Annotated in this window: 16 protein-coding genes; 1 reads left to right on the top strand and 15 read right to left on the bottom strand. The window is 34.7% G+C overall.

Annotated features, from left to right (window positions below):
• Positions 1–7 precede the first annotated feature (7 nt).
• The 15 genes from LUU93_RS19110 to LUU93_RS19040 all read right to left on the bottom strand — a co-directional run bounded on the left by LUU93_RS19110 (position 8) and on the right by LUU93_RS19040 (position 15,790).
• Positions 8–439 carry a molybdenum cofactor biosynthesis protein MoaE gene (locus LUU93_RS19110; RefSeq protein ID WP_007807486.1) on the bottom strand — a complete coding sequence of 144 codons (432 nt, stop codon included), beginning with the start codon at positions 437–439 and terminating at the stop codon, positions 8–10.
• 232 nt (positions 440–671) lie between these two features.
• On the bottom strand, positions 672–1,742 hold the full coding sequence (moeB, locus tag LUU93_RS19105) for a HesA/MoeB/ThiF family protein (protein WP_232682748.1): 1,071 nt from the start codon (positions 1,740–1,742) through the stop codon (positions 672–674).
• Positions 1,743–1,751: 9 nt separating this feature from the next.
• Entirely contained in the window at positions 1,752–1,991 is a 240-nt protein-coding gene (locus LUU93_RS19100; RefSeq protein ID WP_232682747.1) for a MoaD/ThiS family protein, read from the bottom strand.
• Between the two features lie 2 nt (positions 1,992–1,993).
• The gene (gene cobA / locus LUU93_RS19095) at positions 1,994–2,782 is read right to left on the bottom strand and encodes a uroporphyrinogen-III C-methyltransferase (RefSeq protein WP_232682746.1); all 789 of its coding nucleotides are present in this window, start codon (positions 2,780–2,782) and stop codon (positions 1,994–1,996) included.
• Positions 2,783–2,788: 6 nt separating this feature from the next.
• On the bottom strand, positions 2,789–3,361 hold the full coding sequence (locus LUU93_RS19090) for a molybdenum cofactor guanylyltransferase (protein WP_232682745.1): 573 nt from the start codon (positions 3,359–3,361) through the stop codon (positions 2,789–2,791).
• A 216-nt stretch (positions 3,362–3,577) separates the two neighbouring features.
• Entirely contained in the window at positions 3,578–4,324 is a 747-nt protein-coding gene (locus LUU93_RS19085; protein WP_232682744.1) for a sulfite exporter TauE/SafE family protein, read from the bottom strand.
• A gap of 166 nt (positions 4,325–4,490) precedes the next feature.
• The gene (locus LUU93_RS19080; RefSeq protein ID WP_232682743.1) at positions 4,491–5,663 is read right to left on the bottom strand and encodes a molybdopterin molybdotransferase MoeA; all 1,173 of its coding nucleotides are present in this window, start codon (positions 5,661–5,663) and stop codon (positions 4,491–4,493) included.
• Positions 5,664–5,825: 162 nt separating this feature from the next.
• Complete coding sequence (locus LUU93_RS19075) at positions 5,826–6,074, bottom strand: DUF6755 family protein (RefSeq protein WP_053470284.1); 249 nt, start codon at positions 6,072–6,074, stop codon at positions 5,826–5,828.
• A gap of 25 nt (positions 6,075–6,099) precedes the next feature.
• A complete protein-coding gene (locus LUU93_RS19070; RefSeq protein ID WP_232682741.1) occupies positions 6,100–6,612 on the bottom strand; it encodes a QcrA and Rieske domain-containing protein in 513 nt (170 codons plus the stop codon).
• A 9-nt stretch (positions 6,613–6,621) separates the two neighbouring features.
• Positions 6,622–7,191, bottom strand: a complete 570-nt coding sequence (locus LUU93_RS19065; protein ID WP_073484995.1) for a 4Fe-4S dicluster domain-containing protein — start codon at positions 7,189–7,191, stop codon at positions 6,622–6,624.
• A gap of 18 nt (positions 7,192–7,209) precedes the next feature.
• Positions 7,210–9,426, bottom strand: coding sequence for a molybdopterin oxidoreductase family protein (locus LUU93_RS19060; RefSeq protein ID WP_232682740.1), 2,217 nt, complete (start codon positions 9,424–9,426; stop codon positions 7,210–7,212).
• Between the two features lie 169 nt (positions 9,427–9,595).
• The gene (locus LUU93_RS19055) at positions 9,596–10,645 is read right to left on the bottom strand and encodes an MFS transporter (RefSeq protein ID WP_232682739.1); all 1,050 of its coding nucleotides are present in this window, start codon (positions 10,643–10,645) and stop codon (positions 9,596–9,598) included.
• A gap of 29 nt (positions 10,646–10,674) precedes the next feature.
• Positions 10,675–12,267, bottom strand: a complete 1,593-nt coding sequence (locus tag LUU93_RS19050; RefSeq protein WP_232682738.1) for a magnesium transporter MgtE N-terminal domain-containing protein — start codon at positions 12,265–12,267, stop codon at positions 10,675–10,677.
• 19 nt (positions 12,268–12,286) lie between these two features.
• Positions 12,287–13,759, bottom strand: coding sequence for an MFS transporter (locus LUU93_RS19045; RefSeq protein ID WP_232682737.1), 1,473 nt, complete (start codon positions 13,757–13,759; stop codon positions 12,287–12,289).
• Between the two features lie 558 nt (positions 13,760–14,317).
• A complete protein-coding gene (locus LUU93_RS19040) occupies positions 14,318–15,790 on the bottom strand; it encodes an MFS transporter (protein ID WP_232682736.1) in 1,473 nt (490 codons plus the stop codon).
• 960 nt (positions 15,791–16,750) lie between these two features.
• Here LUU93_RS19040 and LUU93_RS19035 point away from each other — a divergent pair.
• Complete coding sequence (locus tag LUU93_RS19035; protein ID WP_232682735.1) at positions 16,751–19,876, top strand: SusC/RagA family TonB-linked outer membrane protein; 3,126 nt, start codon at positions 16,751–16,753, stop codon at positions 19,874–19,876.
• Positions 19,877–19,878 lie beyond the last annotated feature (2 nt).

Genomic DNA, 19,878 nt, shown 5'->3' with positions numbered 1-19,878 from the left:
TGTTTTATTAGGTATTTTGTTTCCAAGTAAATGTATCGTTTTCAAACATTTCTTTACCAAAAATCGGAACATCGGTTTTTATCCAGTTTACGATCGCTTCAGTTGCTTCATAAACTTGTTTGCGTCGCGTTGCCGAAACAAAGACAAACAAACAAATTTCGCCAGCTTTTACAACGCCTAAACTGTGGTAAATGTGCATACAGGTCAAATCGAATTTAGCGAAAGCTTTTTCACGAATCGTATGCAAAGCTTCGTTTGCCATATCAGTATAAGCGGAATAATCAATCGCCACGACTGTATTGTCGTGAATTACATCGGCACGAACTTGTCCTAAAAAGATGTTATGTGCGCCAATTGTGTGTTTCGATTGATGTTTAGCAATCGACTCCGCTATAAATTCAGGAGAAATTGGTCCTTCTACAAATACATTTTTACTCATTGTTTTTTAGTTTTTACTGTAGTTTTTTTTTGCCACAGATTATACTGATTAAAAGGGATTTTTCTTTTGCCACGACTCGAGCGATAGCGAACAGGCGAAGCAATTACACTAATTTCCACGAATTATTTTTTGATTTTTTTGAATAAAAAATTAGTGTAAATTGTCTAATTCGTGGCAAAAAACTTTACACCAGTAATTCAAAAAAAATCTTTTTAATCTGTGTAATCTGTGGCTATAAATTTATCTCTGTTGCTAATAATTGTTTCATCGCTAAAATACCGCCAGCAATACTTTTTACACTTTTAAATTGATGTTTTTGAAGCAATTCTACTGCGATTTTACTTCTAATTCCAGATTGACAGAAAATATAAATCGTTTGTTTTTTATTCAGTTTTTCAATTTCATTTTCTAAATGCTGCAACGGAATCTGGATTTGATTTTTTAAACTGATTTTTGGCAGTTCCTCTTCGTTTCTAACATCCAAAAATAAAACGGAATCTTTGTTTATTTCATGCAAAATCGATTCAAAACTTATTTCTTCAACTTCAAATTTATTATATTTTTCTTCGAATGATTCTCTGCTTATTAACTGAACATCACTTTTATCAAAATCATATTTTTGCTGTTCGTTGTTGAGAATATTATAAACTAATATTTTACCGCTTAAAACTTCTCCAATTCCTAAGATCATTTTTAAAACTTCATTTGCCTGAAACATTCCGATAATTCCAACCGAAATTCCAATTACTCCGGCATCTTCACAATTTAATGCGTTAATGTTTTTATCTGGATACAAACATCTGTATGTTGGCCCGTTTTGATAATTGAAAACCGAAACTTGTCCCTGAAACCTAAAAATAGAACCGTAAACCATTGGTTTATTAGTTGCTAAACAAGCATCGTTTATTAAATATTTAATCGAAATATTATCTGTTGCGTCCACAATAATATCATATTTTTCAAATAACGAAATGGCATTTTTACCCGATAATTTCTCAGCAAGAGCGTTGACTTTTACTAACGGATTCAATTCTGAAATCATCCGTTTTGCTTCTTCTGCTTTGGATTTCCCAACAGCCGAACTTTTGTAAATTACCTGACGATGTAAATTTGAAATTTCAATTGTATCATTATCTACAATCCCGATTTCACCAACTCCGGCTGCGGCTAAATAAGGCAGAATTGCCGCACCCAAACCTCCGGCACCAATAACCAAAACTTTAGATTTCGATAATTTATGCTGACCATCCTCTCCTATTTCAGGAAGAATCATTTGTCGGTTATATCGGTTTGATGCACTCATAAATTAATTTTATCCTCCGGCAAACGGTGGTAATAGCGCCACAATATCACTTATTTGCAAATTGTAATCTGCTGATTTTGAAACTATTTTTTGATTTACTGCTACGCTGAAAGAAAGCGATTCAAACTCATATTTTTCGTTTAAATCCTGCAATAGTTTTTGCAAAGACAATTCTTCGGAAAAAGATAATTTTTCGAATTCACATTTTGTCTTTTCGGCAACAGCTCCAAAATATTTAATCTCGATCATTTTTATAAATTTAAATTCTGAAAAATGAATTCATCTTCAAAATGTTCCTGAAAATAGGAAATCCAGCTTGAAGTATTTCTAACCACTTCGCCAATTACAATAATTGCGGGCGATGATATATTTTTTTCAGCAACCAATTTAGTGATTGTATTGATAGTTCCAATCACTTTTTGTTCTGAATTTTTTGTTCCGTTTTGAATAATGGCAATTGGTAAATCGTCATTTCTGTTTTCCTGATAAATCGAAATAATTTCTTCCAGTTTATGCATTCCCATCAAAATTACTACTGTTGCAGCCGACTTTGAAGCTAAATGAATATCCTTTGACAATTTATGTTCTGAAGTTGTTCCGGTAATAACCCAAAAACTTTCGGCTACTTTGCGTTGTGTCAGACTAATTCCAACCGAAGCAGGAACACCCAAAGCAGATGAAATTCCGGGAACAATGGCAGTTTCAATTCCAAATTCTTCTGCGAACTCGATTTCTTCGCTTCCTCTTCCAAAAACAAACGGATCCCCGCCTTTTAAACGCACCACATGTCCGTGACTTTTTGCCATTGAAACAATCAAATCGTTAATTTGATCTTGTGTGTAAGCATGGCATCCTAATCGTTTTCCAACAAAAATAATTTGTGCATTTGATGCATATTCTAATAATTCTTCGTTGACCAAAGCATCATACAAAACTACATCGGCACTTTTTAAAGCTTTTATGGCTTTCATCGTAATCAATTCAACGTCTCCTGGTCCTGCGCCAACAATCGTTAATTTTGGTGTTTTTAAGTTTTGCATAATCTTTTAACTTAAATTGATATTCAGATCATTTAATTCGTCGGCCGAATTAATATTGGTTAAAGGAAAGTTTTCACTTTCATCTATATTGATAATTTGATGCGGTACCTTTGCCAGTAAATCCATCATTTTTAATTCATCCGTTTCAATTGCCTTTTTTATAACTGGAAGGATTTTTTTTGAATAAATTCCAATTAAAGGATGCAGGCGGCTTTCTGAAGCAAAAATGGTAATTCCGGCTTCCTCAGTATGTTTTGAAATTAATTCTTTTAATAATTCTGTCGAAATCAATGGAATATCACAGCTCAAAATCAAATTAAATTCGGTTTTAGAATTAGATAACGCTGTATAAATTCCGCCTAAAGGTCCTTTATCTGAAACAATATCCGGCATTTTTTCATACGGCAGATAATCGTATTCTTTTGATGCCGTAATTAGTTTTATTTGCTCTGTAATAGGTAAAATTGCCTTAATTATATGTTCTATAAATGGTTTTTCCTGAAACAGCACTAATCCTTTTTCAGACTGCATTCTGGAGCTTTTTCCTCCGCAAAGAATAAATACTGTTAGTGTTTCCATGGTCTTTTTTGTTTCAGGTTTTATTATTTATTCTGCCACAGATTTCACAGATTAAAGTGATTATACACAAATTTTCGCAAATTTTTATTTGTAGAAGCCAAAAAAACTTCATTTAAATTTGTTTAATTCATTGCAAACAAAAATCCTTTCTAATCTGTGAAATCTGTGGCAAAAAATTCTGCGTACAGAACTTATGACTTCTATTTTATTATTATTTCAAGGAAAAATCAATTTAACGCTTGCCATCAAAATCACTGTTCCTAATACCATTTTTAATGTTTTGTTAGAGAAAGAACCGCTTCCGTAAAATCCTCCTAACATTCCTCCTACAACTGCAATTGGAACTAAGTAAAAACTTTCCATCGGGATTGTTTTTCCTCCTAAAAAGAAACCTAACATTCCGGCAGTTGAATTCACAAAAATGAATAAACTTGAAACTGCTGCCGATTCTTTTACTGATGCCCATCCTAAAAACAATAAAATCGGACTCAAAATAATTCCGCCGCCTATTCCTAACATTCCTGATAATAAACCTATTGCAAAACCAATTACCAATGCAATTGGAAGATTAATTTTTACTTCTTCTTTTTCTTTAAAATTAAATACTCCAAACAACCTCAACGCTGCAAAAACCAGCACAACTCCTAAAACAATTTTATAAATCGCATTATCTAAAGTTATAAAACCTCCAATAAATGCTGCCGGAATTGAGGCAATTGCAAACGGATAAAAGAGTTTGGGCTTGAAATAATTATTCTTATAATAAAACAAAAACGAAATACTCGAAACAAACAAATTCAACAGCAAAGCCGATGGTTTCATAATTGAAACCGGAAAAGCAAAAATGCTCATTAAAGCCAAATATCCCGATGCTCCGCCGTGCCCAACGCTTGAATATAAAAATGCAATTATAATTAAAGCAAAACTGAATAATAATATGTTTTCGGAACTTAAGATGTTCATTTTTTTTTGTTTGTTTCAGGTTTTCTTTGTTTAAAGTTGTCAAGCTATATGTTTTATATTACACACTGCTTTTCATCCTTAATACCAAAAAATCTATTTTCTATACTCTTTATTCTATTTTCTTATTCTAAAAATCTAAAATCTGAATTCTAAAATCTAAAATCCTCTAATCAATCGGCAATAACGTTACTAATTGTCCTTTTTTATATTCCTGAATATCTTCCGGAACAATAAGTAAACTATTTGCTACGGCAAAAGTGTTGAGCATTGCAGAACTTTGTCCGTCGAGTACTGTGACTTTTGTTTCGTCGTATTTTGCTTTTAAGAATAATGTTTTTCCAGTGCTGTTCTTAATATCCGAATTTAATTTTCGAACTACTTTTGTTTTATGAATTTCTGTAAATCCTAATTTATTTTTTATCGCCGGTGAAACGTAAATATAAAAATTCGTCAGCGATGAAGCTGGATTTCCTGGCAATGCAAAAACTAAAGTTTCATTTTTTGAGCCAAAGAACATAGGTTTTCCAGGTTTTTGATTGATTTTATAAAACAATTCCTGAACGCCGTTTTGCAATAATGCTTCTTTTACAAAATCATAATCTCCAACTGAAATTCCGCCGGAAATTAAAACAACATCGTATTTTTTCAGAATACTTTTAAGCGCATTTTTTGTCGCTTTTAAATTATCTTTTACTCTGTAAACTTTCGTTTTTTTGATTCCGATAGTTTCTAGTGCTGCTTCCAGCATAACCGAATTACTTTCGAAAATTTTTCCTTTTTTAAGTTTTTTTCCTGGTTGTACTAATTCGTTTCCGGTAACTAAAATGGCTGCTTTCGGTTTTTTGTAAACCTCAACTTCTGTAATTCCTAAACAAGCTAAAAATCCAATTGCTGCGGGCGTGATTAAAGTATTGGCTTCAAAAACTATATCCTCTTTTCTAATTTGTTCTCCTTTTGGGCGAACGTTAGAAAACTTCTCAGGCATTGTGGCAATCAAAATTGAATCTTTATTTGCCATTACATGTTCCTGCATTACGACTGTGTCAGCATTATCGGGAACAAAAGCACCTGTAAATATCCTAATTGCTTCTGTATTTTTCAGCTTTATGTTTGAATGATCTCCAGCCTGTGAAGTTCCAATAATATCATATTGATGTCGAATACTGTGCGTGAATGCATATCCATCCATTGCCGACTGGCGAAACGGCGGCATGTCGATTGGCGAAATTACTTTTTCTGCCAAAACATACCCTAACGCTTTGCTAACCGAGATTAGCTTTGTCGGCATTTTTTTGCTGTTTGCCTCAATAATCGCTATCGCATCTTCTACTTTAATCATTCGTGTTATTTTTGCAAGCAAAAAATACTTATTACAAATATAAGTATTTTTACTTAGTTAAATCAATTAAGTGCCTAAATTTTTTAAAAATATAAATTTAGCTTAATTCTTTTAAATACCGAGCGAAAAAATCAAATAGCTTTTAAAGTTGAAGTGTTTGATTTACTTTCTTTTAAAATTACCTTTTGGAAGGTAATATAACCATGCAAAACCAATAAAAAATAGTATTGCTGAAGCTATAAAGGCAGGAATTAATATTTCCTTATTATTTTCTAATGCATTATTTAAGGATGCATATAAAAGCCAGATTTGAATGCTGACATTTAAAATCAGAATAAAAATAAGTGTCGAAAGTATATTGTTCAGCTTATTAGGGTTAGCGCGGTTCTGGCTTCGTCTAAAAGTACTCATATCTATAAATTTAAATTATACAATCTTAGCTGTCTTTTTTCTCGATTAATGCTTTAACAAAAACAGCATTTTCTTTAAATACAACTTCTAACTGCGGTAAAGCTCTTGGCGGCGGACCTGCAATTACATCGCCTGTCATGGCATCAAATGAACCTTCGTGACAAGGACAATGTATAATTCCGGTTCCGGGTTTGTAAAATACGGAACACGAAAGATGCGTACATTTTTGCTCGTAGGCTCTAAATTCGCCGCTTTCTAAGTGAATTAATATATACGGAATTGTACTTCCTTCTAAAACAAAACCACGAGTTCCGCCCACAGGAACATCTTCCTTATTGCATATAAAATGTTCACCTTGCACTTCCTCTTTTGGCAATAAAAAAGCTTTTGCGGTTACGAATCCGCTTCCTACCATTAATCCGCCTGAAACAAAAGTCAGGAATTTAGCAAAATCGCGTCGGCTGACCTGAGTTGATTCCTGTTTTTTTATGGGGAAATCTTTTTTCCAGTTTTGATTTAAATTATCTTCTTTTGACATGATTCTGGTTTAATAAATTCTTAATTCGGTACTGCCTTTTGGCATCATAATATTGACTTTAGTTTTGACTTTTTCCTGTCCAAAAATAAAATTATTGATTGGCGTACTATTCGGTCTCATTTCTTCGATTTGTTCTCTTGTTCCGTAAAACAATGCACCGCTTGGACAAACTGTGGCGCACATTGGTTTTTTGCCTACGCTAGTTCTGTCATAACACATCGTGCATTTCATCATTAAATCGTATTCTTCGACTTTTTTCGGAACTCCAAAAGGACAAGCCATAACACAGTTCGAACATCCTATACATCTTTCGGTATTTGCAGTATGTACTATACCAAACTCATCTTGCGAAATTGCATCGGCCGGACATACATTGGCACAAACCGGATCTTCGCAGTGCATACAAACCTGAACTGTGGTTTGAATTGTCGACGAACGATCTACATAATTCACGCTAATTAAGGTTTGCTGGCCGTTGGTTTCACATTCGGCACAGGCCATTTCGCAGGCTTTACAGCCAATGCAGCGCTGCATATCTACAAAAAACTCTTCGTTTGTATTAAAATTGGTCAAATTCATAACTTCCTTTTTTATAGATTAAACACTTGCATACGCTTCAGATTCTTTGGCCGGCGGCGCTATTTTTCCCTGAGGATCTAATAAACAGGCACAGACTTTAAACTCCGGAATTTTAGAAATTGGATCTAAAGTTCCCGGCGTTAATTGATTCGCCGATTTATGTCCCGGCCAGTGATATGGGATAAAAACGGTATCTTTTCTAATGGTTTCTACAATATTTGCAGGAAAAGTTCCTTCGCCTCTTCTCGTTGCCACTCTTACTAATTCTCTTTGTTTGATTCTGTATTTTGCAGCTAATTCAGGATGAATTTCTAACATTGGTTCTGGAAACTGATCTACCAGTTTTCCAATTCGGCGTGTTTGGGTTCCGCTTAAATATTGTGAAACTACACGGCCTGTTGTTAATGTTATTGGATATTCTTCATCGGTAACTTCGCCCGGAAGTTTATAAGGTGCGGGATTAAAATGCGCTTTTCCGTCTGGGGTTTTAAACTTTTTATCTTCCCATAATCTTGGTGTTCCGGGATGATCTTCTGTTGGACAAGGCCAAAAAACGCCCATATTATCTTCTACTTTTTTATAGGTGATTCCGAAATAATCTGCTGTTCCGCCTTTTGAAGCGACACGCAGTTCGTTGAAAATTTGTTCGCTATTATCGTACGTGAATTTATCTTTTTCGCCCAAACGTTCTGCAATTTCTAATAAAATCGAAGTATCAGTTCGTGCTTCTCCCGGAGGCGTAACCGCTTGCCTGATTCTGATCACTCTTCCTTCTGCAGAAGTTGTTGTTCCTTCTTCTTCTTCCTGTAAAGATCCTGCCAAAACAATATCGGCATGCCTTGCAGTTTCATTCAAAAAGAAATCGATACAAACATAAAATTCTAATTTTTCTAGTGCCGAACGTACATAATTATTGTTTGGGAGTGAAACCAGCGGATTGAAGCAAATCGAAATTAATCCTTTGATTTCATCTCTATGAATGGCTTCTATAATTTCATAAGCGGTGAGTCCTTTTCCGGGTAAATCTTTTTCATCGATTCCCCAAACTTCAGAAATGTATTTTCTATGTTCGGGATTTTCAATATCTCTGTTTCCAGGCAATTGATCGCATTTATGTCCATGTTCTCTTCCACCCTGACCGTTTCCTTGTCCGGTAATTGTTCCGTAACCGCAATAAGGTTTACCTATTCTTCCTGTTGCTAAAACGAGATTGATACAGCCTAAAACATTATCAACACCTTTTGAATGATGTTCGATTCCGCGCGCGTGCAGTAAAAAGCTTGTTTTAGCTTTTCCCCATAACTCGGCGGCGGCTTTAATTTTTTCTTTGTCAATTCCGGTCACTTCTTCTGCCCATTCCAAAGTATAATCTTTAACAGCATCGATTGTTTCCTGAAATCCTGATGTATAATTATCAATAAAATCATGATCTAGCATGTCGTGATCTACCAAATATTTCAGCATTGCGCCATATAAAGCAGAATCTGTTCCGGGTTTTACATCGAGATGAATATCGGCAGTTCTTGCCAGCGGAATCATTCTTGGATCGATTACAATTAATTTTGCTCCGCGATCTCTTGCTTTCCAAATCCAATGTGTTAGGGTTGGGAAAGTTTCGCTGATGTTTGCTCCCGTAACTATAATTACTTCGGCATATTCTAAATCAGAATAATTGTTTGAAGCACGGTCTAAACCAAATGCTTTTTTATTTCCGGCTCCGGCACTTACCATACAAAGTCTTCCGTTATAATCGAGGTTTCTTGTTTTTAAAGCAACACGGGCAAATTTTCCAACTAAATAACTTTTTTCATTGGTTAATGAAACTCCAGATAACATGGAGAATGCATGTTTTCCGTATTTTTCCTGAATGCGTTTTATTTCAGAAATAGTTTTATCCATGGCATCATCCCATGAAACTTTTTCAAACCCTTTTCCTTCTACTCTTTGTATCGGATGTAAAAGTCGGTCTGGGTGATTATTTTGAAGATATCTTTGAACACCTTTTGGACACAAACGTCCTTCGTTAAACGGAAATTCCATCCACGGTTCAAAACCTACTACTTTATTTTCTTTCACTAATAACTGAATTCCGCACTGCATTCCGCAAAAACAGCAATGTGTTTTTACAACATCATCTGGTTCGTCTCTTCCATCGTAACCATCTACAGGCGCATAATTTAAATGCGGACCAAATGCTTCAATTATTTTTTCAGTTGATACGGGTAGTTTTGCCATGTCTAATTTTTGTTTGTTTTGTTTCAAGTTTCATGTTTCAAGTTTGCTCATAGAACGTGAAACTTGAAACCTCAAACTTGAAACTTTTATAATTTTATTTGTTTTGTTTTAGGTCTCACGTTCTGTGCGGAACTTGAAACCTGAAACCTGAAACTTGAAACCTTTATAATTATCCAAATAAATTTCCGCCTTCTTGTCTGGCTTTTAAGTGTGCTTGTGCCAGGCGGGATCTTTTTCCTTCTGGGCTTAAATCGAGGTGAGAAGTTCCGTCTTCGTGGGTAAAATCAAAACCTAGTTCTTTGGTTACGATTTTTAAATCATTGATATGAAGCTGGGTTGCAAATTCTTCTCCGGTATGAGGGCAGACTGCCATTCCTTTTTTGATTCCTTCCTGCTTGTAAATATGTGCTCCTATTTGCGCCGGACGCTGAATGATATGGAAGAATTTTCCAAACGGAATCCAAATCAAAAACATAATTACGGTTACGGCATGAATTACGGCAAGAAAATCATATGCAAAACCTTTCATGAATTGATAGGAATATGTTAAACATAATCCTGTAACTGAAATCGCGATTAATAAAATTAAGGGCAATAAATCGCCTTCAAAAGTCTGTGTTGCAATTAATCCGGGGTTGGTTAACCTTCTTCTTAAATAATAAACAGAACCTATTATTACTAACCATGATGACCAGTTTAAGGCATGGAAAATCAGAAAAGCCAGAAATGAATTTATTTGAAAATCCATCATTTTAAATCCGAAGAAATGTGCTTCGTAAATGGAAATTGAATTTGGTGCGAGCGTAAAGTGAATCCATCCAAATGTTAGCGGAATTGTTATGGCAAAAGCCGATAAACATCCTATTGCTATACAAAAATGGGCAAACCAGCGCCATTTGCTTCTTGGGTATATAAACTTTTGAACGACAATGTTTTGAACGGATTCTTTCCCCAGAAACCATAAATGCGAAATTATTTTTCCAGTAAAAAGAAATTTAAGACTTCTTTTAAAATACATCCACGTTGGAGGTCTTTGCAGCCAAACGGTATACCGATACACGATTCCGAAGAAGGCGAAAACGGTTCCGAATAAATAGGTAACTAATGCTGCATCAAAGTTTTGTAATTGTCTTGATCCGTAAAACACCAATATAATTGTAAGTATAGAAACTAGTGTTGCAACAAGTAAGGCTTTGGTATTGTATGTTTTATCTTTCATCCTTAATTTTTAATTTAATGATTACTTTTTTAACTTGGTTTCTCGCAATTTTTACGATTGTAGAACCACCAATTGATACCTGTAGCTAATATAGTGAAAAAACAAACACCAATAAAAAATTGATTTACAGTACCATTAGCAGAAATATTATTTCCTATTAGTTTAGAAAATATAAAAGGTCCAAATGCGGCAATTGCAGCTGTCCAGCCAATAACTCCAGCTGCCTGACGCTGATTTTCGGCAAAAATAATTGGGTATTGTCTAAAAGTTCCTGCGTTTCCAATTCCGGTAAAGAAGAACATTCCCAGAATTACGGCTACAAAAAGTGGAAACTGATCCATGCTTGTTGGCGCAACTAATCCTTGTGTTACCAAAATTACAGCTCCGGCTAAAATTCCTAAACCTGTTATGGTTGTTAAGATGGCCCCGCCCACTTTATCTGCCACAAAACCAAAAGCAATTCGGCTGGCTGAACCAATTAGCGGCCCGTAAAATGCATATACTAACGGATCTGGTGCATTTGGAAAATCTCCGTATAAAAATTTAATCATTAAAGGAAAAGCTGCCGAAAGTCCTGCAAAAGTTCCAAAAGTCATTACATAAGTAATCGTGCAGTACCAAGTGTGTTTATTTGAAAATATATCCAGCTGTTCTTTGATAGAGGCTTTCATTGGTATACTTCTCAAATAAAACCAGCTTACAATGGCTAAAAGAATTAAAAATGGTGCAAACCAAAATGCCGCTGACTGCAAATAAATTGGTGTATTTTTAACGGCGGTATTTTCCAGATTGATTTGATTTAATATTTTTTCTGCCAGTTTTGGGTTTGCATTGGCGATTGCTTTTGCCTTTGCTTTTACAGGCAATGAAGTAAAAACAATTGTTTTATCTGTAGAATGTACCGCTGTACTTACTGAATCAACTACGTTTTGTTTTACGTTAGAAAGTATTTTGGTTTGTATTTCTGCATCAAGTGATGCAAAAACCTCTTTTTGTTTTTCTACAGTAGAGTTTTGAAAAACAGTTACAACTTCTTTAGAATCTACACTTGTAAATACGGTTGACGCTCCATAAATCCCGACACTAATTATCAGCGGCGTTACAAATTGTGCTATCGAAACACCAAAATTTCCTATGCCCGCCTGAATTCCCAGTGCTGTTCCTTTTAATCTTTTTGGAAAAAACAGGCTTGTGCTTGGCATGTAAGATGAAAAATCACCTCCTCCAAAACCTGTTGTAAATGCTAAAACAGCAAATACCCAAAAAGGTGTATTTACATCCATAACGGCAAAACCAATTCCGATTACGGGAATTAATTTAATTGCTGTTGCAAAAGAAACGACGTGACGTGTTCCAAATATGGGTAATATAAAAGTGTGAATTATTCGAAGAAATCCGGCTGCTAATCCAGGAATTGCCGTTAACCAAAAAAGCTGATCTTTTGAAAAATTAAATCCCAAGCCGGGTAATTTAACGGCTATTACGCTCATCATAAACCAAGAGGCAAATGATAAGATTAATGTTAATGTTGTTATTGTTAATGTTCTCCATGCAATTTTACTTCCGCCAGAGTTCCAAAATCCTTCATCTTCCGGTTCCCATTTGTCTAACCAAGTTTTCATTATTTCTATTTTTATTAAATTATTTGTCTTCAATTTCTCTTGTAAACTCCGGTGATTTACTTCTCATGGCATTAATAATCGTTCTGTGCATCCATAGCAGACAAAGCACTGAAACTATAAAAATGAATATCCATGAACTCGTCCAAAGTCCTGTATAGTTGAGAAGATATCCAAAGATTATGGGGCCGAAGAATCCGCCGAGCCCGCCAATTAAACCTACCATTCCGCCAACAACCCCAACTTCATTTGGGAAATATTCGGGAATATGTTTATAGACGGCAGCTTTTCCAATTCCCCACGAAATACCAATTAGAATTACCAAAACCAGATACACCCAAAGATTGGCGCTGAAATTAATTTGTGTAATTCCTTTTGCCAGTAATTCTTTCTTTTTGACTTCCTGATTTTGTTTTACAATAATTTCCTGCCATGATTTTTTTACTGGAAAAACAGATTCCTTGTTTGTTTCTGAATCTTCCTTAGTATTGATTTGATGCGTTTTGTTGTTTACAATTATTTTATCTGCCGAAACTTCTGTTACAACTCCATTATTCATTGACAAAACGCCTGGGCCTGCGGTGTAGATTTCCATTTTTGGAAACATTAATAAAAAGCTGATGGCTATTGATGATCCTAAAACCCAATACATTACTTTTCTGGCTCCAAATTTATCTGAGAGATAGCCGCCAAAAGCCCTGATAACTCCAGATGGTAAACTAAAAAGTGTTGCAAACATTCCGCCCATAACTAATGTCGTGCTGTACACATTCATGAAATTGGGAAGAAGCCATTGTGAATACGCCACAAAAAATCCGAAGACTAAAAAGTAGTAAGCACCAAAACGCCAAACACGCACGTTTTTAAGCGGAGACATTAATTGTGAGATTGTTTTTGAAACTCCGGGATTGGTTTTATTTTTTGCAAAAACAATAAAAAAGATTCCTATGATTACCAGCGTAATGGCATAAATTACAGGAAGCATTTTCCAGCCATTTATTGGGTCTTTTTCAGATAAATAATTCAATAAAGTTGGTGCAATAAAAGTGGTAATTGCGGCTCCGGCATTTCCCATTCCGAAGATTCCTAAAGCTCGTCCCTGCCATTCTTTTGGATACCAGATTGAGGTATAACCAATTCCGACTGCGAAACTTGTTCCGACCAATCCAAAGAAAAAGCTCAGCAAAGCAAAACTTAAAAACGAACTGGCAAAAGGCAGTAAAAAAAGTGGAATTGAGCATAATAAAAGTAAAATTGAGAAAACGATTTTACCACCGTATTTGTCTGTTAAAATCCCGATTGGAAGTCTGAAAATTGAACCTGAAAGAATTGGAATTCCTAACAGCCATCCGGTTTGGACTACTGTAAAATTGAAAATTCCTTTATCTGTTAAATAAGTTATTAAAACTCCGTTTAATGTCCAGCAGGCAAAACATATTGTAAAAGCGAGAGTATTTAAAAATAAAATTCGGTGGGATTGAGATAAACTGCTCATAAAACTTTAATCAATTTTTGACTTAATTGAGGTATAGTTCCTCAATTATCAAAACAAAATTAAAGCGACACTTTCTTATAAAGAATGATATATATCATGTGAAAAAGATATTTTTATCTTTAATAGTATTACAACTTAAGCTACTGGAAATAAGCTTTACATTTTAATCGAATAAAAAAGAGACACTCAAAAGTAAAGACAGCTCTTTATTATAATTGACCCATTGGGTATAATTATTTTTAAACGCATAGAAACATAGATTTAACACTCTCAAAAAAGGCGTTTCACTTATTTAAAACACATCCCGATAGCTATCGGGACTATGTGTTAGAAACATGTTTCTTTTTATATTCTTTTATACACATAAACCTATGTTTCTATGTGTTAAATGATTTTTTTTAATTACACCCAACGGGTTATAATTATTTCTTTGTTTTTAATGTAAACTTAACTACCAATGAAATGTTCCTACGGAACAACGTAATATGTAAAATAAAAAAAGCTGCTCCAACTTTTGAGACAGCCTCTTTTGTAAACTTTGAATTATAAATATGAAACTTAATTTTTTCGATCCATATCTTTTGCATATTCCGGTGATTTCTCTTTCATGAGATTTACTACGATACGATGCATCCAAATCAAACAAATTAAGGATATCGCTAAAATAAACATCCAGGAACTGGTCCAGAAACCAGTAAAACTTAAAAGATAACCAAAAATGATTGGGCCGAAAAATCCGCCGAGACCGCCAAGAAGGCCAACCATTCCGCCAATAACACCTACTTCATTTGGGAAATAATCGGGAATGTGTTTGTAAACCGCAGCGGCGCCAATACCCCATGCAGCACCAATCAAAATAACCAGAACGAGATATACCCACATATTGGCTTCAAAATGAATTTGTGTGATTCCTTCTGCCAGTAAATCTTTCTTTTGAATCTGCTGATTTTGTTCGACAACAACTTCCTGCCATGATTTTTTAGATGGAAAATATTTATTATGTTCCGCATTTTTATCTTCCTGCGCAATTTGATACGTTTTACCCCCTGCTACAACTTCATTTTCTGAAACTTTGGTGACGGTTCCGGCTTTTGAAGCTACAAGTCCGGAGCCTGAAGTTGTGATATCCATTTTTGGGAACATCAATAAAAAGCTGAGAACAACAGAGGAACTTAAAACCCAATACATCACTTTTCGAGCTCCAAATCTATCCGATAAAAATCCGCCGTAAGCTCTTATTACGCCTGACGGAAGACTAAATAAAGCCGCAAAAAGTCCGCCCATAACTAAAGTAGTATGATATACATTTAAAAAATTGGGAAGCAGCCATTGTGAAAAAGCTACAAACGAACCAAAAACGAGAAAATAATATAATCCAAATCGCCAGACTCTGGCACTTTGAAGCGGTTTTAATAATTGGCCGACAGTTTTAGACTGTGCTTCTATTTTTTTATTTTTTGTAAAAATTAAAAATACGATTCCCATTAAAAGTAAAGCACTTCCGTAAATTACAGGCAGCCATTTCCAGCCGTTTTCAGGATCAGTTTCAGAGAAATTGGTCAATAATGTCGGGGCAAGAAAAGTGGTAAGTGCAGCGCCGGAGCTTCCCATTCCGAAAATTCCCAAAGCTCTTCCCTGCCATTCTTTTGGATAATAAATCGAAGTATAACCCACACCAATTGCAAAACTGGTCCCAACCATCCCGAATAAAAAGCTTAAAATGGCAAAGGCCCAGAAACTATCTGCAAATGGTAATAGAAAAAGCGGAATTGAGGATAAAATCAATAAGCAGGAAAAAACAGGTTTTCCGCCAAATTTATCAGTTAAGATTCCCATGGGCAAACGCATAATTGAACCCGTTAAAATTGGAATCCCAAGCAGCCATCCAATTTCGACTACACTCCATTCAAAAATTCCCCTGTCGTTTAAAAAAGTAACTAATACGCCGTTTAACGTCCAGCAGGCAAAACAAACCATAAAGGCTAACGTATTGAAAAAAAGAATGCGGTGTGATTGTGAAAGATCTGCCATAGAAAATACTTTTTAGTAATTAATGATTAAAAACTTATTGTGTATAACTCCGATGTTTTGGCGAATAAAATTTCAGTCTGTTTGTATATGGATATATTAAAATTAAGAAAAAAACCTATTAAAACATTAATTATTAATCTTTTAAACTCTAAAAGTAGTTTTTATAAATCTGAAGTATTTTTCTAATTTTTTGAATTGAAGTGCTTTTCAAGACATTTTTGAGTGTTTTTTAAATGCTTAAAAAGTAATTTAAGGCATTAAAAACTAGCAAATTAAATGAAAAATATTACAATTTATTATTACGCAAAAAATATTTTTAACATTTTAAAAAATAAAAAACAACAACTAAAACACTTGTAATCAATCTTTTAAAAATAAAATAAAAATAATTTAATTGATTTATTTGCATCGTTTTAAAAAAAACTTTACTAATTTTTTGGTTTTTATTATATTAAAATTAACTTTGTCTATAGGATTAGTAGAGTTAATAAAATAATATTCGAAACCAAAGAACTATATTTTGAAAACAACCGAAAGCATATCGTATTATATTCTTCCAAAAAATGATACTTATAACAATTGTTGTTATATGTGCTTCTGTTGCTAATTACCAACGCAATCCGTTCGTTATTAGATTAAATTTTAAGTCTAAAAAACGAAATCTCAATTTCACCGCCAAGATTACTTTTATTGAAAATACAATCATCTAATTGATGCATAAAACTGCAGCAAAAGGATTTTGGATATACCTAATATTTTAAAAGAAAACAATTAACCAACTAAAAAATAACTAAAATGAAAACAATGCAAACCTGCTGCTATAAATAAAAAAAGCCATTTCTGCGGCAACAGAAATGGCAAGGCTTAAAGAACATTTATCACTAAATCAAGGAAACAATCAGAGTGCTGAAAATTCAGCTCTCAGGGTGCCTTGTTAATTACTTAAACCATTACAAAGAAATGAAAAAAAATATAAACCTCATTTTATGGGTTACAATTTTGTTAACATCCCTGCAATTTAAGGCACAAAATACAACACCGCTTATTCAGTCTAAACTCGACGGAACTGTAGTAGATGACATTACAAATCAGCCTATTATAGGAGCATCAGTAACAATTAAAGGTACAACTCACGGTGTACAGACAGATGCTGAAGGAAAATTTTATTTTCAAACGGGCCAGAAATTTCCTTACACTCTAATCGTAAGCTACATTGGGTATAAAAAACTGGAAGTTATAGTTGAGAAAAATCCGGTTACGATTCATTTAAAAGAAGAAAGACAAGAACTGGACGAATTAGTTGTTGTGGGTTACGGAACTCAAAAGAGAAAAGACATTACTGGTTCTGTAGCTTCTGTTCCAAAAGCAAATCTATCTCAGGTAACTTCATCAGCAGATAACTTATTACGAGGCGCTGTTGCCGGTGTAGTAGTTACACAAAGTTCTGGTCGTCCGGGTGCCTCTTCAAGTGTGCGTATTCGTGGAGGAAACTCTATTACGGCGGGTAATGAACCTTTGTATGTTGTTGACGGAATTTTAATTTACAATGATAACTCAAACAGTTCTGCAGGAGTTTCTAACGCCGGAGCAAGTTTAAACGTATTATCAACCATAAACCCTGCTGATATTGAATCTATCGAAGTTCTTAAAGATGCTTCTGCAACTGCAATTTATGGTTCTCGTGGTGCAAATGGAGTTGTTATTATTACCACTAAAAAAGGAACAAAAGGACAGGATAATATTTCTTACCAGGGTTATTTTGGATTCCAAAATATTTCTAAAAAACTTCATGTAATGAATGCCAGTCAATGGGCAAGTTTGCGAAATGATGTTCAGGCAAGTATTGGTCAGGCTCCTTCTTTTTCGGCTGAACAGATCGAAGCTTTTAAAACTTCCGGAAGCTACGACTGGCAGGATGCAGCGTTTAGAACTGCTGCTCCTGTTCAAAACCATCAATTGTCTTTTTCAGGTGGTGACGAAAGATCACGATATGCCGTTTCTGCCGGATACTTTGATCAGGAAGGTATTGTTTTAGGATCTGATTTTAGACGTATCTCTCTTCGTATCAATTACGAAAGAAACTATTCTCAAAACTTTAAATTTGGTATCAATGCCAATTATAGTAATTCACTTTCAAATGGTGTAGCCAATAACGGCAGCGGCGGAAGAAATCCAAACCCTCTAGTAAGTGTTTTACTGACTGCTCCTGTAGTGCCAATTAGAAACGAAGATGGAACTTATAATGTAAAAAATAATATTTACGCTACTTCTGTAAATGGTTATGTTCCAAATCCTATTAATGATTTGGAAAATACTATTAACGAAACTAAAATCAACAGGATTCTAACCAGTTTATTTGGAGAATACAAAATCACTAAAAAACTAACGGCTAAAGTGGCTGTAAGCGGCGACGTTATCAATACAAAACAAAACTATTATGCGCCTGCAAATACTACAAATGGTGCAGGAACAAAAGGTTCAGCATCTGTTGGGGATAGATTGGTAAGTTCTGTATTGAATGAAAATACTTTAAATTATAATACCAACTTTGGTGAAAACCATAAGTTCTCAGTTTTAGGAGGTTATACACTTCAATATACGCAAGGTGAAGTGGTTACAGCCGGAGCTAATACATTTGTAAATGATGCCAATACGTATAATGCACTTCAGGATGGTGTTGCGGTAAAACCTGCTAGTGATGCGTTTGAAAGTGTTTTAAAATCATGGCTGGCGAGAGTTAACTACTCTTATAAAGGAAAATACAACTTTACACTTTCTGCCCGTGCGGATGGATCTTCAAGATTTGGTTCTGAGTCACTTTGGGGCTATTTCCCTTCAGCAGGTTTCTCATGGAATATTACTGATGAAGAGTTTGCAAACAACATTAAAGGTGTAACTGAGGCTAAACTTAGACTTACTGCCGGAACAACAGGAAATCAAGAGATTGGAAACTATTTAGCTTTAGCTCAAATGGGATCTGTAAACTATTCTTTTGGAGGAACAATTTACACTGGACTTGCTCCTACCCGATTGGCAAATCCTGATTTGAAATGGGAAAAAACAAACCAGTATAATGTTGGTTTAGATTTATCATTATTAGACAGAAAAATCAATTTTGTTTTTGATGTGTATTACAAAAAAACAAACGATTTATTAATTAGCGTTCCGGTGCCGTTAACTTCTGGATATGCGAGTGTACTTCAAAATATTGGGGGTGTCGAAAATAAAGGTATCGAGATTGGTTTAACGACTGAAAACCTAAAAACAGAAAATTTCTCATGGAACTCTAATGTTGTTTTCTCTGCTAACAGAAATAAAGTTGTAGCTATAGGAAACGGAGTAAATCAGTTTTTCCCTGTAGTACCAAACGGTTCTTTATTGCAGCAGCAGCCAGTTACAGTAAAAGTTGGGTTACCATTAGGAACTTTTTGGGGATACAGAACAAATGGAATTTTCCAAACTCAGGAAGAAGTGAATACACAGCCAAAAATCAACAGTTTAGCGAACACAAAAGTGGGAGACAGAAAATATGTTGATACAAACGGAGACGGTGTAATTACTGCTCTTGATAAAGGAGATTTAGGTTCATCGCAGCCAAAATTTGTTGGAAGTTTCAGCAACACGATTTCATACAATGATTTTGATTTAAATTTCTCTTTCCAAGGTTCTTACGGAGGAAAAATCTTCAACGCTTTAAATCAACAATTAGAAATTTCAACTCTTGGAACAAATGCTAATGTGACTTTAGAAGATCGCTGGACGCCAACAAACCCAAGTAATGAAATTCCAAGAGCAACAAGTTCTCCGTTAGGAATTGTTTCTGAGCGTTATGTTGAAGATGCTTCTTTCTTACGATTAAAATTAATCACACTTGGTTATACTTTACCTAAAAGCGTTTCTAAAAAACTGGGCGCAAAAAGCGTGAAATTCTATGTTTCTGCAGAAAACCTAATTACATGGACAAAATACTCTGGTTATGATCCGGAGGTAAGTTCATACGAACAAAACAACTTATATCCGGGAATTGATTTTGGTTCTTATCCAAACTCAAAAACATTCATATCGGGCTTGAACGTAACTTTCTAAGT

This window comes from Flavobacterium soyae (assembly GCF_021245985.1).
Classification (GTDB): domain Bacteria; phylum Bacteroidota; class Bacteroidia; order Flavobacteriales; family Flavobacteriaceae; genus Flavobacterium; species Flavobacterium soyae.
The sequence above is the reverse complement of the archived record's forward strand: the minus strand, read 5'-3'. Positions and strand labels throughout refer to the sequence as shown.

Bases quoted from the DNA above. Each gene is read 5' to 3' on its own strand.
- LUU93_RS19110 (WP_007807486.1), bottom strand. From the start codon at position 439: ATGAGTAAAAATGTATTTGTAGAAGGACCAATTTCTCCTGAATTTATA.
- moeB (WP_232682748.1), bottom strand. From the start codon at position 1,742: ATGAGTGCATCAAACCGATATAACCGACAAATGATTCTTCCTGAAATA.
- LUU93_RS19100 (WP_232682747.1), bottom strand. From the start codon at position 1,991: ATGATCGAGATTAAATATTTTGGAGCTGTTGCCGAAAAGACAAAATGT.
- cobA (WP_232682746.1), bottom strand. From the start codon at position 2,782: ATGCAAAACTTAAAAACACCAAAATTAACGATTGTTGGCGCAGGACCA.
- LUU93_RS19090 (WP_232682745.1), bottom strand. From the start codon at position 3,361: ATGGAAACACTAACAGTATTTATTCTTTGCGGAGGAAAAAGCTCCAGA.
- LUU93_RS19085 (WP_232682744.1), bottom strand. From the start codon at position 4,324: ATGAACATCTTAAGTTCCGAAAACATATTATTATTCAGTTTTGCTTTA.
- LUU93_RS19080 (WP_232682743.1), bottom strand. From the start codon at position 5,663: ATGATTAAAGTAGAAGATGCGATAGCGATTATTGAGGCAAACAGCAAA.
- LUU93_RS19075 (WP_053470284.1), bottom strand. From the start codon at position 6,074: ATGAGTACTTTTAGACGAAGCCAGAACCGCGCTAACCCTAATAAGCTG.
- LUU93_RS19070 (WP_232682741.1), bottom strand. From the start codon at position 6,612: ATGTCAAAAGAAGATAATTTAAATCAAAACTGGAAAAAAGATTTCCCC.
- LUU93_RS19065 (WP_073484995.1), bottom strand. From the start codon at position 7,191: ATGAATTTGACCAATTTTAATACAAACGAAGAGTTTTTTGTAGATATG.
- LUU93_RS19060 (WP_232682740.1), bottom strand. From the start codon at position 9,426: ATGGCAAAACTACCCGTATCAACTGAAAAAATAATTGAAGCATTTGGT.
- LUU93_RS19055 (WP_232682739.1), bottom strand. From the start codon at position 10,645: ATGAAAGATAAAACATACAATACCAAAGCCTTACTTGTTGCAACACTA.
- LUU93_RS19050 (WP_232682738.1), bottom strand. From the start codon at position 12,267: ATGAAAACTTGGTTAGACAAATGGGAACCGGAAGATGAAGGATTTTGG.
- LUU93_RS19045 (WP_232682737.1), bottom strand. From the start codon at position 13,759: ATGAGCAGTTTATCTCAATCCCACCGAATTTTATTTTTAAATACTCTC.
- LUU93_RS19040 (WP_232682736.1), bottom strand. From the start codon at position 15,790: ATGGCAGATCTTTCACAATCACACCGCATTCTTTTTTTCAATACGTTA.
- LUU93_RS19035 (WP_232682735.1), top strand. From the start codon at position 16,751: ATGAAAAAAAATATAAACCTCATTTTATGGGTTACAATTTTGTTAACA.